General features: G+C 58.5%; 14 protein-coding genes. 1 reads left to right on the forward strand and 13 read right to left on the reverse strand.

What is annotated here, in order from left to right; translation table 11 throughout:
- Positions 1-198: 198 nt before the first annotated feature.
- The 7 genes from D882_RS0109815 to D882_RS0109845 form a co-directional block, all read right to left on the reverse strand.
- Positions 199-1,722, reverse strand: coding sequence for a glycosyltransferase family 39 protein (locus tag D882_RS0109815; RefSeq protein WP_027923071.1), 1,524 nt, complete (start codon positions 1,720-1,722; stop codon positions 199-201).
- Positions 1,719-3,467: a lipid IV(A) 4-amino-4-deoxy-L-arabinosyltransferase gene (gene arnT, locus D882_RS01000000130950; RefSeq protein WP_050590165.1), complete on the reverse strand. Its 1,749-nt coding sequence runs from the start codon at positions 3,465-3,467 to the stop codon at positions 1,719-1,721. Before arnT ends, D882_RS0109815 begins: the two co-directional genes overlap by 4 nt.
- Before the next feature lie 114 nt (positions 3,468-3,581).
- A complete protein-coding gene (locus D882_RS0109825) occupies positions 3,582-4,205 on the reverse strand; it encodes a histidine phosphatase family protein (RefSeq protein ID WP_050590166.1) in 624 nt (207 codons plus the stop codon).
- 245 nt (positions 4,206-4,450) lie between these two features.
- Positions 4,451-5,008 carry a membrane integrity-associated transporter subunit PqiC gene (locus tag D882_RS0109830; protein WP_027923073.1) on the reverse strand — a complete coding sequence of 186 codons (558 nt, stop codon included), beginning with the start codon at positions 5,006-5,008 and terminating at the stop codon, positions 4,451-4,453.
- Positions 5,009-5,040: 32 nt separating this feature from the next.
- A complete protein-coding gene (locus D882_RS0109835; RefSeq protein ID WP_027923074.1) occupies positions 5,041-6,699 on the reverse strand; it encodes an intermembrane transport protein PqiB in 1,659 nt (552 codons plus the stop codon).
- The gene (locus D882_RS0109840; protein ID WP_027923075.1) at positions 6,680-7,336 is read right to left on the reverse strand and encodes a paraquat-inducible protein A; all 657 of its coding nucleotides are present in this window, start codon (positions 7,334-7,336) and stop codon (positions 6,680-6,682) included. The genes D882_RS0109835 and D882_RS0109840 overlap by 20 nt, the downstream gene beginning before the upstream one ends.
- A complete protein-coding gene (locus tag D882_RS0109845) occupies positions 7,333-7,929 on the reverse strand; it encodes a paraquat-inducible protein A (protein WP_027923076.1) in 597 nt (198 codons plus the stop codon). The genes D882_RS0109840 and D882_RS0109845 overlap by 4 nt, the downstream gene beginning before the upstream one ends.
- Positions 7,930-8,157: 228 nt before the next feature.
- Between D882_RS0109845 and D882_RS0109850 the strand changes: the two genes are divergently transcribed.
- Positions 8,158-8,775: a dihydrofolate reductase family protein gene (locus D882_RS0109850; RefSeq protein ID WP_027923077.1), complete on the forward strand. Its 618-nt coding sequence runs from the start codon at positions 8,158-8,160 to the stop codon at positions 8,773-8,775.
- 20 nt (positions 8,776-8,795) lie between these two features.
- Here D882_RS0109850 and D882_RS0109855 read toward each other — a convergent pair whose 3' ends face one another.
- The 6 genes from D882_RS0109855 to D882_RS0109880 form a co-directional block, all read right to left on the reverse strand.
- Positions 8,796-9,158, reverse strand: a complete 363-nt coding sequence (locus D882_RS0109855; RefSeq protein ID WP_027923078.1) for a DUF6124 family protein — start codon at positions 9,156-9,158, stop codon at positions 8,796-8,798.
- Between the two features lie 422 nt (positions 9,159-9,580).
- Positions 9,581-10,369, reverse strand: coding sequence for an SDR family oxidoreductase (locus tag D882_RS0109860; protein ID WP_027923079.1), 789 nt, complete (start codon positions 10,367-10,369; stop codon positions 9,581-9,583).
- Positions 10,370-10,415: 46 nt separating this feature from the next.
- Entirely contained in the window at positions 10,416-11,963 is a 1,548-nt protein-coding gene (locus tag D882_RS0109865; protein WP_027923080.1) for an amino acid ABC transporter permease/ATP-binding protein, read from the reverse strand.
- Between the two features lie 64 nt (positions 11,964-12,027).
- Positions 12,028-12,822, reverse strand: a complete 795-nt coding sequence (locus D882_RS0109870; protein WP_027923081.1) for an ABC transporter substrate-binding protein — start codon at positions 12,820-12,822, stop codon at positions 12,028-12,030.
- Positions 12,823-12,868: 46 nt separating this feature from the next.
- Complete coding sequence (locus D882_RS0109875) at positions 12,869-13,939, reverse strand: isopenicillin N synthase family oxygenase (RefSeq protein WP_027923082.1); 1,071 nt, start codon at positions 13,937-13,939, stop codon at positions 12,869-12,871.
- 14 nt (positions 13,940-13,953) lie between these two features.
- Positions 13,954-14,805, reverse strand: a complete 852-nt coding sequence (locus D882_RS0109880; protein WP_027923083.1) for a sugar phosphate isomerase/epimerase — start codon at positions 14,803-14,805, stop codon at positions 13,954-13,956.
- Between the last annotated feature and the right edge of the window lie 460 nt (positions 14,806-15,265).

Genomic DNA, 15,265 nt, shown 5'->3' on the forward strand with positions numbered 1-15,265 from the left:
CAAAGAAACCGTTAATACATGTCATTTTCATTCAGATTAGCAGCCCTCAGCGGCTTGCCCGGCAGAAATTCGTTTCGCGCACCTTGTTGTGAGCAACCGGCGGGCAGCCGCTGCGGTGTAAATAGTGGCGAAAGGATAGTACCGCTCTCAAAGGCACGCCGGGAAGCGCGGCCCGGAGTTTGAATTTTTCGTTGTGGATCACTCCGGAATAAACGCCACGCTCTGGTCTTCGCGGGCGTGAAACAGTCGCTCGCCGTTGGTGGGCGTGGTGGTGATGACCTGGTGGTCGGCACTCAGGTAGTTCAGCGGCAGCGCATCGCCGTTGCGGTACTGCGCGACAACAATGGTGAGTTGCGGATTCCAGTGCTGGCCACTGGTGCGGTCCAACCAGGCCATCAGCGCGGCGGTGTCGCCGGTGCGCGGGAAGTCGTCGGTTTGCTGCACGTAATAAAACGTTGGGCCACCGGTTTGCAGGTACATGGGCACTTTGTTGTCGACGTCGATCATCACCATGCGCCAGTGATTCAAGGGAGCCCGTTTGCTGGCCTCGAGCTTGACCCTGTCACCGAAGTCCATCACGCCGCCACCGCTGTTGGTCCAGGGATACAGCACGCCCAGCACGGCCATTAATGCGACGGCACTCACTCCGAAGCCGATCTTCAAGCCGCGACTGACCAACGTGCCGACCACGTTGCGTTCAGCCATGCGTCGGGTGATCCACCACGCTCCCAGCAGTTGCGCGAAGGGCACAAGCGGCAGCACGTAGTAGCTGCGTCGACTGCCACTGGCAGTGAAAAACAACATCAGCAACCCCAGGCCCCAGAGCAGCCAGCGGGTATTGGGCTCGACACTGCGCCAGTTGCGCAACGCGACCCAGCACGCCAACAGCCAGCAAGGCGCCCACGGCAAGGTGTAGACGGGGAGGTAAAGCAGGTAGGTGTAAATCGGGCCGATGTTATCGAACGGCTGGAAAAACCGGACGACGTTCTCGCGCAACACCAGGCCCAGGCCACTTTCGCCATAAGTCGGGGCACCGTAAACATGCGAGAGCATGAACGGGGTCATGTAGAAAACGCCGGCAATCAGCAGGGCGGCACACAGCCGCAGATTGAGGTGGCGTTTCCAGCGCCCTTCCTGCACCAGATGCGGCAGCAGCAACAAACCCGGCAGGATGAAACCGATCAAGCCTTTGAACAGCGAGGTCAGGGACAGCAGCAGGAAAAACACCAGGTAACGACCGACGCGGGTGTCGTCCGGTCCGCGCCAATACCACCACACCGCCGCCAGCACGCCGCACACCGTGAGGATGTCGGCCGTGGCCACCCGTGCCCAAAAGACAAAATAGAAGGTGGTCGCCAGCATCCACCCGGCAATCAAACCGGTGCCTTTGCGGAACAGCTGTTCGCCGATCAGGTACACCAGCCACACGCTCAGCCACGCGGCGATCACCGAGGAGAGGCGCAATGACCAGTGGTTCAAACCGCCGGTCAACCAGGCGGAAGCCGTGATCAACCAATAGGAGGGCAGCGGTTTGTCGTAATAGGCCCCACCTTTGAGGTAGGGGTCGAAATAGTCACCACTTTGCAGCATCTGCAACGCGATATTGGCCCAACGTGTTTCCGCGCCCCATAACTCACGGGTGCCTAGCCCCAACAACAGAATCAACGCGGTAACGCCCAGCAGCAGCGTCAACCGGCCCTTGTCACGGGTCCAGAATTTCATGAGGGGTTTCCAGTCGGCACTTTGTCAGAAACGCTGTCAGGGCCGGTTTTCGGAAATATCAGGATCTGCAGATTGCCTCGCTCATAGCGTACGCCGTCGATAGGCAACAGCTCGACCTCCTGCACTTCCTGAACACTGTTCACTCGCATGACCACGCCAACCGCGCCTTTTTTTCGTGCCTCGGCCATCCACTTGCCGACGCTGTCCTTGGTGACTTTGCGTGAGTCCATGGCCGGGTCGGCGAGGCCGTATTTCAGCTCGCCAACGGTATTGAACAGGTCGATTTGTGGCCGCTTCAAACGCCAGGACAACGCCGACGCCGCCCCCAGGTCGTTACTCAGCAAAGAGGAGGTTTGCGCCAATGCATCGAGGTGCTCGGCAATAAACTGATCCGGCATCTTGCTGTTGACGATTTGCGAAGGTATGGCGGCCGGCGCTAATGCGACCAGCAGCCAGATACCGACAGCGGGCATCGCCCAAAACGTCAATGGCCGCATGACTTGCAAGGCGTTGGAAATGATCCAGCCGATCAACACGATAAACACCAGGGACAGGCTGAACATCTCGGTGTTTGGGTAGATTTCCTTGGTGGTCTGGACATAAAGCAAGGCGATCAACGCCGCGGTGCCCACGCTGATGTTGACCACGCCATTGATGCGAATTGAACGGCCCCGACCCAGATTCAGCTGCTCCATGACCGTGTGCCCGATCAGCAGGGCCAACGGCAACAGGCACGGCATGATGTAGGTCGGCAGTTTGCCGCTGCTCAAGCTGAAAAACGCCAATGGCAACAGTAGCCACAACAGCATGAACGCGATGGCCGGTTGGCCTTTTTGCTTCCACGCGTTGATCAACGTGTTGGGCAGCAATGCCGCCCACGGCAGGCTCGACGCGACCAGCAGCGGCAGATAAAACCACCAGGGTCGTGCGTGCTGCGCATCATCGGCGGCGAACCGGCGCACGTGTTCATTCCAGAAGAAGAAGTTCCAGAAGTCCGGCTCCCGATGCTGGATGGCGAGCACCCATGGCAAGCACACCGCGACAGCGACCAACACGGCTAACGAACCGTAACGCAGCAATTCGCCCATGCGCCGTTGCCGGATCATGTAGGGCAGGGCGATCAACACCGGTAACAGCCAGGCGAGAAAGCCTTTGGTCATGAAACCCATGCCACAGGCAAAACCCATCACCGCCCACGCACTCACCTTGTTTCGAGACGTTTGGCCGTCGATGGCAAACCAAAGCGCGACCAGGCTCAAGTTGACCCAGAGCGTGAATTGCGGATCAAGGTTGGCGTAACCGGCCTGACCGGCAATCAGCCCGAAACTCATGTACAGCAATGCGCAGGCCGCGCTTTTGCGCGGATCGTTCCAAAGCCGGCGGGCGATCAGGTAAGTCAGCCAGACACTCAGCCCGGTACTCACGGCCGAAGCAATCCGCACGCCGAACAGGTTATCGCCAAAGATCGCCTGACCGATGGCGATCATCCAGTAGCCGGCAATAGGCTTTTCGAAGTAGCGGATGCCCATGAAGTGCGGCGCGACCCAGTTGCCGCTCAGGCGCATCTCCTGACTGATCTGGCCGTAGCGGGTTTCGTCGGGGATCCATAGCCCGTGCGTCACGAGCGGCAGCAGGTAAAAAACCACAAACGCCAATAACAGGCCGGGTACGAGCCAGCGTTCAATCGGGACGCGAGCGCTGGCTAGCTGATCCGTAGAATGGGGTAATGGGGTATGCGAAGTCATGACTCGTCCTTGCCGTAATACCGCAAGCAGGCAGCGTGGGTGTCGTAGTTCAATGGACAGTGGGGCAACTCAAGTCGAGTCGGCGGCTACTGATGGCTGTTGGCGCGCCGTTGTTTATTTCCCCTGCACTGCGTTCCAGTCTTCAGGATTAATAATGCCCAGCACTTGGAGTTGCCCATTAGTGTCGATGCGCAGGAACACTGTACTGCCGTATTCACTCTTGGCCGCATGCGGGAAACCGGTCTCGGCCAGGAAGTCGCCAATGCAGCCACTGTGAGAGACCAGTACCAGATTGCGATGGGCCTGCTTGTGCGCGACCACGTCATTGCGCAGTGTCTTGCCACAAGTCACCAGCCATTCCTGTGTCTTGGGGTCATTGCCGAACATCGCGTGCGACGTTTGTATCGTGCGCGTGGCCGGGCTGCTCAACACATCGGTTTGCGCCATGCCCAGGCGCATGAAGTGCTGGCCGACCGCCGTGGAGGATTCGTTGCCGAAGCGAGTGATACCGTCCGCCGGCCCCAGGCACGGGTTGCTGGATTGGTCGCACCGCTCGGCGTGACGGACCAGCGCAACCACTTCGCCAGCCTGCCAGTCTTGAAAGAGTTCAGCCTTGGCAGCGCTCTCGGCACTGACCAGGTGAGTGGGCGATCTCGGCCACAAGACCAAACCCGTGACAACTACAGCAACCACCGAGGTGGCGATCAATGACGCCAGTTTTACTGTGCGCGAAGTCATGTGTCGTTCGTTATCTGAAGTAGGAGAGTTACGAGCAAAACTAGAGGCGGGCAGGTAGCGGAGGAGTGAAACGAATGTGAAAAAATTGCTCAGGATGTGGGCGCTGCCAACTTAGTCAATGATTGAGAACCCTTATCGCTTATTCGGCCCCTGTCACGACGTTTGACGTGTCGATATAAAACCATCCTGTCATGCTTGGTTCAGCGGTGACGGAAGCACCGCTGAACAGTGTCCGGGCATTAAAGTCAGGAGGACGGGCAACTCTGTCGTGTGCCCCTGGCCGCCTGTCCGATCAGTGCAGCCAGGCGTTTGACGTTGTTCTGCTGGGCGGCAACCAGATCTTCAATGCTCGCGCCTGAAGGCGTTTGCAACGTGCTGCGGCAGGTGAGTGCTGCCCCATTGCCTTCGCCGGTCACGCGCAGGCGCCAGGTCGCGTCAATCAGCCCATATTGCCCGGGAACCGAATCAAAGCGTTGGACATCAATGCGCAATGACAGCTTGCGCGGGGGATTGGCGCTGGCCAATTGATCGATCAGGGCGCTTCGAAACTCATCGCCCAGCGACGCCCCCCACCATTCGGTTTCGAGCAGCACCAGGCCGCTGTTGCCTTGGCGAATCACCACCTGTGGCCGGTCGACCTGCGCTGGCACACTGAGGCTCTCAATCTCGATGGACACCGCATTATTGTGCGCCGCGCCCCCCGTTTGAGGCGGCATCAGGGTGTGATAGTGAACAGGATCACTGCGGCAGGCCGCGAGCAGTAACAGCGCAGTGACCAAGGTGAGCTTTGGCGAAAAACCCATAGGTGTTGCTCCTTTCTTCTGCGTCCCGGTCATTATTTCAGGTCCTTTGCCGCGGCATTGTCAGGTCGACCACGAATCAGTGACTCCGGATGGCGGCCCAGGTAATCCGTCAGTTCACGCAAGGATCGCGACGTACGTGAAAGCTCATCCAGGGTCTGCCCCAGTTTTTCCCTTTGTGGCGAATCTTCGGCAATGGTGGAGTTGGCGGATTGCAGGGTCGTATTGGCCGACTGCAGGGTCTTGCTGACTTCCGACAGGGTGGTATCTACGCCGGGCAGTGTCTTGCCGTTGAATTTCACCAGCCCTTTGCGCAGTTCCACAAGGTTGCTGTCGAGGTTGTCGGCAATGCGCTCCACGGGCAGCTTGTTGATCTTGCTGATCATGGCTTCAAGCTTTTCCTGCAACTGTTCGAGGCTGCCCGGCACCGTTGGAATCATGACCGGGCGCACGTTGGGATCGAAAGCGACTTTGTCTGCTTTGGGGTAGAAGTCCAGAGCGATGTACAACTGGCCGGTCAGCAGGTTGCCGGTACGGGCCTGGGCACGCAGACCGTTGTCGATGAAGGTACCGATCATCCGCACGCCAGCCGCTTCGTCATTAGGGTCATGATTGAGCGCCTTGATCATTTTGGTGTGGGCCTGACCCAGGCGTTGCGGGTAGATCACAATGCCGACGTTGACCGGGAAAGTACGTTTTACCGGGTCAAAATCCAGGTTGACCGACACCACTCTGCCGATTTCCATGCCGAGAAATTCCACCGGCGCATCAACCTTGAGCCCGCGCATCGCCTGATCGAAACGCAGGGCCAGGAACTGCGCCTTGCCATTGGGCGGGGCGAGGGCGGTTTGCTGGTCTTCGAACAGCTCGTAGGCATACTCTTCGGCGGCCGGCTTGTCGTTGGGGTTGTAGTCCGGCGCGCGGAAGGCGATACCGCCCACCAACAGAGAGGACAAGGACTCGGTCTTGAGCGCAAAACCGTTGGCGCCGACGCTCACGTCCACACCGCTGGCATTCCAGAATCGGGTGTTTTCGGTGACGTACTGGTCATTGGGCGCATGAATAAACAGGTCGATGTTTACCCCTTTGCCGTCGGGGTCCAGCGCGTAGGCCACCACCTGGCCAACCGGAATCTTGCGGTAGTAAACCGGCGAGCCGATGTCCAGCGAACCCAGGTCCTGTGTATGCAAGGTGAACCGCTTGCCCGGCTCGCCATAGGTGATCGGTGGCGGGTTTTCCAGACCTTTGAAGGTTTTCGAGCGGCCATTGGCCTGGCCAATGTCGGCGCCGATATAGTCCCCGGACAGCAGCGTATCAATGCCCGAAACCCCGCCGGCACCAATACGTGGCCGCACGACCCAGAATTGCGAGTCTGAACGGGTGAAACTTTCGGCTTGTTTGGTCAGTTTGATCGTGGCGTTGACATTCTTCTGGTCGTTGCTCAACTCCACATCGGCGACCTGGCCGATCACCACATTGCGGTATTTAACCTCAGTCTTGTTGGCCGTCAGGCCAGAACCGGTCTTGAACGTGACGGTGATGGTCGGGCCTTCCTGCAAGATGCTGTGGACCACCAGTGACAGCCCGACCAATACCGCAACAATGGGCACGATCCAGACCAGTGAGAGACTGCGACCGGTCTTGACCGGGGCCTGTCCGGGGGCTTGAGGCCCTTCAGTGGCTTGCGACTTCATCCATGACCTCCTCGTTTTGTGGGTTTTCCCGCTTTTTATCCCAGATCAGGCGCGGGTCGAAACTCATCGCCGCCAGCATGGTGAACACCACCACCAAACCGAAAAACAGAATGCCCGGGCGCGGTTCAATGTCGGCCAGGGCTTGAAACTTCACCAGAGAGGCCACCATCGCCACCACAATCACATCGAGCATTGACCAGTAACCAATGATCTCGACGAAGCGGTACAGCTGCGACCGCTCCTTGCGTGCCCACAGGCTCCCGCGCTGGACGGTCACCAGCAACATGGTCAGGGCCACGAACTTGATGCCCGGCACCGCAATGCTGGCAATGAAAATGATCAGGGCAATGTCCCATGCACCGTGCTGCCAGAACTCCAGGACGCCGCTCATGATCGTGCTGTCGGCGCCATTGCCGACCATCTTGGTGTTCATCACCGGCAACAAATTGGCCGGCACGTAAAACGCCAGGGCGGTGAACATGTAGGCCCAGGTGCGGGCCAGCGAATTGGATTTGCGCCGGTGCAGCGGCGCGCCGCAACGCTCGCATTCGTGGGGCTCACCGGTCATGTCGCAGGCCATGCCGCAGCTATGGCACAGGCAGAGGTTGAGGTCGCTGGCGACCGGGGGCATGTTCATAGGATGTCCCATAATTCACGGATATCGCGCCCGGCGATGCGGATCATCATCAGGCTGAGCACGGCCAGCGCAAACAGGCCGATGCCGGGCAGTACGTCGAGCAATCCGGCCAGTTTGATCACCGCGACCATGGCGCCGAGCAGGCAGACTTCCAGCATGCTCCAGGGCCGCAGGGATTCCAGCCAGCGCATGCAGAACTTGAAACCGGGGGAACGTCGGTGCGAGAGGGCGAAACCCAGGACCCAGATCAGCAGCAACAGCTGGAAAATCGGCGCGATGATCATTGCAATCGCGGCGACCATCGCGATGAACGTGATCGGACCCAGGCTCAGGGCCAATACCGAATCCCACAGGGTTGCGCTGTTTTTCAAGCCTTTGAGGCTGATGCTCATGACCGGATAGAAATTGGCGAAAATCCACAGCACCAACGCCGTGAAGGTTAACGCCAGTCGTTGCTCCACCGTCAGGCCGTTGTAACGCTGGAGCACGCCGCCGCAGCAGGTGCACAGGGTTTTCTGGTGTTTGGCGAGCGTGACTTTTTCATACACAGAGTCGCAGTGCTCGCAGATGATCAATTGATCAGTATTCGCCATGGGCCAAGGCTCAACAGTAGGCAGGAAGTTCAGAGCACCTCCTCAATATAGAAGTGCCTTGCAATTGAGCAAATCGAAATGCAAAACGATGCGGTATCGGTGAACCTTCATCTGTACGGCGTACTGTCGATTTCGCAACGGCTCGTTCGACTATCTGTCAGGGAATGAATCGGCGGGTACGCTGTGATCCCCGGCATTCCCGATACGCGCACTCAACAGGAGAAGACTATGCGCAAGCTCACCGTTGCCGCTTTCCTGAGTCTGGATGGCGTTATGCAAGCCCCCGGCGGTCCTGAAGAAGACACCAGCGGCGAATTCCGTTTCGGTGGCTGGATCGTGCCCCACGCCGACAAGGTCTCTGGCGAGGCGGTACAGGACCTGTTTTCGCAGCCGTTCGAATTGTTGCTGGGCCGTCGCACCTACGACATATTTGCGGCGTATTGGCCGCAGCAAAAGGCCGATTCCCATAGCCATTGTATTGCTGACCTGTTCAACCGGGCGCCGAAGCATGTGGCCACGCATCACCCCGATACGCTGGAATGGCAGCACAGTCGTGCCTTGGAAGGAAACCTTGCCGATGCGATACGTTCACTCAAGCAACAGGACGGTGCCGATCTGTTGACCCAGGGCAGCGGCGATCTGGTGCGCCAGCTGCTCGCCGCCGGAGTGGTCGACGAACTTCGGTTGATGACGTTTCCCGTCATGCTGGGGCGCGGCAAGCGCTTGTTCGATGACACGGCGCAGGCTTGGGCCTTCACGTTGGCGCATTCGACCAGCACGCCGGGCGGCGTGCTGATCACCCGATACGTGCGCGAAGGGGAGGTGCGCACTGGAACGTTCGATTAAGGTGAATAGAAGGGCCGTGCTTACGCCTTCACTTCAACCTTATCCAGCGCCTGATTCACCGCCAATTCCCCCAACATCACCACTTGGGTAATCCCCAGCAGGGTCTTACGGTTTGAGTGGTCCAGTAGCGCCGCCAAATTACTGAGCATGGTGGTGGCCGAGCCCAGTGATTCGCTGGCGTTGACCAGCAGGGATTCGGTGTCGTACTTGGGGTTGGCGAGGAACATCGGTTCGGGTTCGTGGGTGCTGGCCATGATTTGGGCGGCCGGGTTGAGGTAATGGTCGAGGGCGCGTTCGGCTGCTTCGTGGAGTTTTTTGGAATCGAGCGATTCGTAGGGTGATGCCGGATCGGTGTCCGGTGGGTTGGGTGTTGGTTTGATCATGGTGAAACTCCTGATTGTTCACGAGGAGCTACCAACATCACTTGCAGATGATGGGTGGCAGCGATGTGCGGGTCTGCAAGACCGGGAAACCAGGAACCCGGCAGACCCGAAGGTCTCCCGCACAAAGCCGCCATTTTTGCGGACATGAACGAGCGTCCGTTGGCTGGGCTATGCGACTGGTGTTCCGGCGGGCTTGCAGACCCGATCACTGATGAGCAGTGACAGGAATCAAGTTAACGACGGGGACCTGGACGCACAAGCCGGCGGATTCTGTCTTACCCGTAGGCCATGGCGCAAGGCGTTGTAGCCTTTGGGTGGTAACAGGAGGCTTCGTTTAAACAGGCGGGATTTTTGTTGTTTAAACGGGGGGTTGCGCTGGAACGGACCCCGTTGCGAGGTCCGCTCCGTTGTGCCTGCCGTCATTACTGGCTGGAGCGAATTGCCCCGCCATCAATCAACAAATTCTGTCCGGTCAGGTAGCCTGCGTGGCGGCTGCAAACGAAGGCACACAGCGCACCGAATTCCTCGGGTGAGCCAAAGCGTTTGGCAGGGATTTCACGGCGGCATTCGTCGAGGAATGCCTCACTGTCTTGCCCCGACTCCCGGGCCGCCGCGACCAGGTTGTCACGCAGTCGATCGGTGTCGAAGGAGCCCGGTTGCAGGTTGTTGATCGTCACATTACGACTGGCAATGTGTTCCTGCCGGGCAAGCCCCGCGATGAACCCCGTCAGGCCACTGCGCGCGCCGTTGGACAGGCCGAGGCTTTCGATAGGCGACTTCACGGCACTCGACGTGATGTTGATGATCCGGCCAAATCCGCGTGCCGCCATGCCGTCTACTGTTGCCTTGATCAACTCGATCGGCGTGAGCATGTTGGCGTCCAGTGCTTTGAGCCAGGCGTCGCGATCCCATTCGCGGAAATCCCCGGGAGGAGGGCCGCCAGCGTTGTTGATCAAGATGTCGAAATGCTCGTGGGCCAGGAGGGCGGCTGCCCGGCCTTCAGGCGTCGATATGTCTCCCGCCACGGCGATGACCGTCACCTCAGGATTGATCGCTCTGAGCTGAAGGGCTGTTTCATTTAGCGTGTGTTCGCCCCGCGCAGTAATCACCACGTTCACGCCTTCGCTGACGAGTGCCTGTGCGCAGGCTTTACCCAGGCCTTTGCTGGCGGCGCATACCAGCGCCCAGCGTCCTGCTATTCCAAGATTCATGCGTGTTTTCCTGAAAGAAGAGCGCTCAAAAAAAGGAGTTGCCTGTTCATGCGTGATCCACCGCTGCGGAGCGGTTGGGCGACTGAGCACCGATGCCCATAAAGCGCCGCACTCGTTCGCCCTCGGCATCGCAACGTATGGTTTCAGGCGCGGCATCGAGTTGAATATTGCCGTTCTCCATGAAAATCACCCGATCGGAGATTGACATGGCAAAGTCCATTTCGTGGGTCACGATCAGCATGGTCATGCCTTCCTTGGCCAAGTCGCGGATCACATTGAGCACGTCGTTGACCAGTTCCGGGTCGAGGGCCGAGGTCGGCTCGTCGAACAGCATGATCTGCGGCTCCATCGCCAGGGCCCGGGCGATGGCCACGCGCTGTTGCTGCCCGCCGGAGAGCTGGTGCGGGTACTTGTGGGCATGGGCCAGCAGGCCGACCTTGTCCAGTAGCGCGTAGGCACGATGTTCACTCAGCTCGCCTGGCTGACCGTGGTAACGCGGTGCCAGCGTGACGTTGTCGAGAATGGTGCGGTGCGGGAACAGATTGAAGTTCTGGAACACCATGCCGATGTGCCGCACGCCTTTGCGCAGGCGGGCGCTGTCGGGCTTGTCCGACGCCTCAATGAATGTTTCGCCGAACAACAGAATGTCGCCGGTATCGATGCTTTCCAGCCCGTTGACCGTGCGGATCAGCGACGTTTTGCCGGAGCCGGAGGGCCCGATGATCGAGACCACCTGGCCGTATGTGACAGTCAGGTCGATGCCCAAAAGCACTTTATGCGTGCCATAGCTCTTCTGGATATTCTTCAATTGCAGGATGGGTGTCGCATTATTGCCGGCGGCTTTGCGCGCGCTGTCGGGCAGTGCTTCGGCGCAGGCTTTGAACTTCGCCACGGCCGCGTCATCGAGTGTGTGCGGCTTGCGGAAATTCAGGTCCAGGTAGCGTTCCAGACGCTGCAGGAAATAGCCGAACACGGTGACGATCAACACGTAGTAGACGCCGACTGCCGCCAGGGTTTCCATGACCAGGAAGTTAGTGGCATAGAGGCGTTGGCCGACTGTGAGGATTTCGGTCAGGGAGATGACCGAGACCAGCGATGTCAGCTTGACCACCGTGATGTATTCATTGATCAACGTGGGCAGTGAAATACGGAATGCCTGGGGGATCACGATCAAACGTTGCATGCCGAACACGCCGACGCCCAGCGCGCGCCCGGCTTCCTTCTGGCCCTTGGCCACGGAAATCAGGCCGCCACGATGGATCTCCGCCATGTACGCCGCTTCGGTGACCACCAGGGCCAGCAAGCCGGAGTAGAAGGGGTTGGACAGAATCGGGCCGCTACCGGGAAACAATTGCGGCAAGTTGTAGACGAACACCACCAGCACCAGCAACGGAATGCTGCGAAAGAACCAGATGTAGACCGCTGCGGGAATGCGCAGCAAGGGCGATTGGGACAGCTTGGCCGAGGCCAGGAGAAAACCCAGCAGCATGCCGATGAACCAGGCCAGGGCACTGAGCTGGATCACCGTGACGCAGGCGTTCCAGAAGTCCGGCAGGGAGAACAGGGAGAAGAAATACGACCAATCGAATGGCATAGGGCACCTCGATCTGCCACCCCCATGCAGGGGCGGCAGATGACCAGACTACAAGGACAGGTTCTTAATGGGAGGTCGGTTCTTCCAAGGCGTATTTTTTAAGAATAGCGGCATACTCACCACTCTTCTTGGTCTCCTCGAAAGCCTTTTGCACCGCCTGGAAGGTTTCTTCGTTACCTTTCTTGACGAAAATGCCCAGGGTTTGCTGATAGATCGGGTGATCGGTGGTGATGACGACTCGGCCGTTGGTCTTTTCCGCGATCAATTTTGCCGCGCCCGCGATTTCAACCTGGGCCTGAATGTTCTTGGACAACAGGGCCTGGGTGACTTCAGGCGCCGAAGGGTACTCGCTGACGGTGATCGCGCCTTTGTTGTTCGGCACGCAATATTCATCGGACAGTTTGCGGAATTCCTTGACCCAGGTGGTGCCCTGTTCCAGACCCAGTTTCAAGCCACACAGGTCTTCAGGTTTTTTTGCATTGATTTCGCTGCCCTTGGGCACCATGACCGCGGCACCGGTGTTGGCATAGGCGATGGTCTGGGCCTGAGTCTGGCGTTCCGGTGTGATGTACATGCCGGAAATGACCGCGTCGTATTTGCCCGAGTTCAAGCCCAGGATCAGGCTCGGGAACTTGGTGTCGACGAACTCCACCGTGGTGTTCATGTGCTTGGCCAGTGCCGCTGCCAGTTCAGGATCGGAACCCACGACGTTTTTGTCCTTGTCATAGGACTCGAACGGAGGGTAAGTGATTTCCATGCCGACCTTGAACGGGCCGGTCGCAGCCATGCTCACCGAGGCACCGAGCATACCGGCTGCCAATACAGCCAAGCTCAACAGGTTCTTTTTATTGTTTTTCATCTTTTACTGACTCCGGCGTAGGTAAGGGTGTAACTGAAAACTTCAATCAGGACGGTTGAACCTGATTTTTCAAATGTCCGAAACTGGCGGGCTTGCGTGCCTTGCCTGGCAGTTGAACTTCCCCATTGGCTACCCTCTGACGCAGATACTGATAGGTCTGCAGAGCTTGGCCATACATGTGTTCGCCGATCGTGATTTCTTCGTAGTCGTTGCCTGCCTGGGCGAACCCTGGCAGCGGTTTGATCTGGGTGTGATAGTCGCAGGCATAAAACAGAGGAAAGGAATAGCGCTCCTCTTTCACGCTGCGCACCCGGTGTGCAGTGGCAACGAATGCGCCTGCCGTCATGACTTCAAGCATGTCGCCAATATTGACGACAAAGGCATCGGCCATCGGTGGTGCATCGATCCATTGCCCAAGGTTGTTCATCACCTCAAGGCCAGGTTTGTCGGCCAAGAGAATGGTGAAGCACTCATAATCAGTATGGGCGCCAAGCCCCGGTGCGTCGTGGGCGGCGCCGTCGAAGGGGTAGTGAATCAGCCGCAGTTTGGATGGCGGGCGGGTGACCAGGCTGTCGAAATAGTTTTCTTCCAGGCCCAGGGTCAGGGCAAAGCCGCCGAACAGGCGCCGGCCCAACGCGAAGATCGCTTCATAGTAGGCCTGCACTGACGCCTTGAAACCTGCCAGTTGCGGCCAGTCGTTAGGCCCCAGCAATGGAGTGTTGGCCAGCACCAGCGGGTCATCGGCCGGGACTTCGAAGCCGACGTCAAAGGCTTCCTTGTGGTCCGGCTTGCCTTTGGAGTAGACCTCTTCGCCTTCGGGAACAAAGCCCTTGTGGGTTTGCGAGGTGCCGATGTAGTGCTGCATCTTGGTGTCGAAAGGCTGGTCGAAAAAATCCTTGGCAGCCTTGCGCAGGTTGGCGATCAGTTGCGGGTCGATGCCGTGATCGGTGATATAGAGGAACCCGACGTCGCTGGCGGCGCGTCCCAATTGTTCGGCCACGGCCAGGCGGTGTTCCAGTTCATAGCTGAACAGACCGGCGATGTTCACCACCGGGATGCTATTGAAGTTGGCTGTGTGGGTGTCAGTGCTGGCGCTGTTGTTTTTATTGTCAGGCATGACGCATCGGCTCCCTAAGGACGGCTTGAGTGGTGGAAACGCTCGAAGTGTTCGCGCTCGGTCTGGCCCATCCACACGTTCAATGACCACAAATCGGCCACCGGGACGTTGGTGAAGGGCAAGTGATGCAGGTAGCCGTCGGCGCCGAATTCCGGGGTCAGGGTGCTGACCTGGTAACCGCGAGTTTGCTGCGAACGCCAGATGCTTTCCCAATGCTGCTGATGGAAAGCCAGTTCTTTTGCATATTCGGGAGCTGCCGGGTGTGGGACCTGCGGGCCTTGGTCGTAACCGACCCGGGCCTGGATATGGTGAACGCGCTCGATGAAGGCGCTGAGGTCATCGGCCGGGTCATTCAGCAGACGCTCGCAAGTCACGACCCAATGGCTGATGTCACTGGTGAACAGCAACTCGGGCAGTTGCCGGATCAACTCCAGGGTCACCCAGGGGTTGAACAGCGAACGCGAACGGTGAGTTTCGAAACTGCACACCTGACCATGCTTGCGCGCCAGTTCCAGTGCTTGACCGAAGAACTCCACTTGTTGCGGCAAGGACCAGCGATCATTGCCTGCCAGCACATTGACGAAACGAGGGCCGAGTTCGGCAGCCCAGGCGAGTTTCTGATCGAGGTCATTGAGGTGGACGGCAGGCGATGCCGACTGTTCCGGCAGCACGTCGTAGGCGGTGAAGACAGTGCTGATATAGCCCAGGCGATTGGCCTGGAGAAAGGCGCCAAACTCAGCCCGTTCCCGGGCGTCCAGTGGCAGGCGTGCTTCCATGCCATCAAAGCCGGCTTGCAGCAACTCCTCGAGCGCTTGAGCTTTGCTGGCGGTGTAACCCCACAGCGTGCGAAAAATTTCCAGCTTCATCGGTGATCCTCAAAAATCCCAGGGCCTACTGCAAAAGCACTTCGATGGCGCCAAGCCAATCAGCGATCAATGGTCAACCGGGGCAGAGGACATTAGGTCCGGGCGTCTGCGTCATCTGATCCACTGAGCGATACCGAGGCTGGTTCACTGTGGCGCCGATGTTAGGCACAGGCCGTGCGGCGAAAGAATCTGAAAGTTCAAATCAATACTTCAGACTTTCGTTAACAAATAGCTAGCTAATTATCGCGCGTATCAGAGGGGGATTTTTGATCAAGAAGGTGTCTGCGTTGGCGATTGGCGAGGCGTGCCATCGTTACAGCATCATTTTGAAGACTGCCAAGCGACACCGCCGTTGATGGGGCGCAACCGGCCAACAGCTGCCGTTCGGGGAGGACCGCCGTCGGCCACGAACCGTTTCTATAAGCGAGAAGCCAACATGAGTTCGTGATAATTTCATTGG

This window comes from Pseudomonas sp. URMO17WK12:I12 (genome assembly GCF_000514395.1).
In the GTDB taxonomy this organism is placed as follows: Bacteria; Pseudomonadota; Gammaproteobacteria; order Pseudomonadales; family Pseudomonadaceae; genus Aquipseudomonas; species Aquipseudomonas mucoides.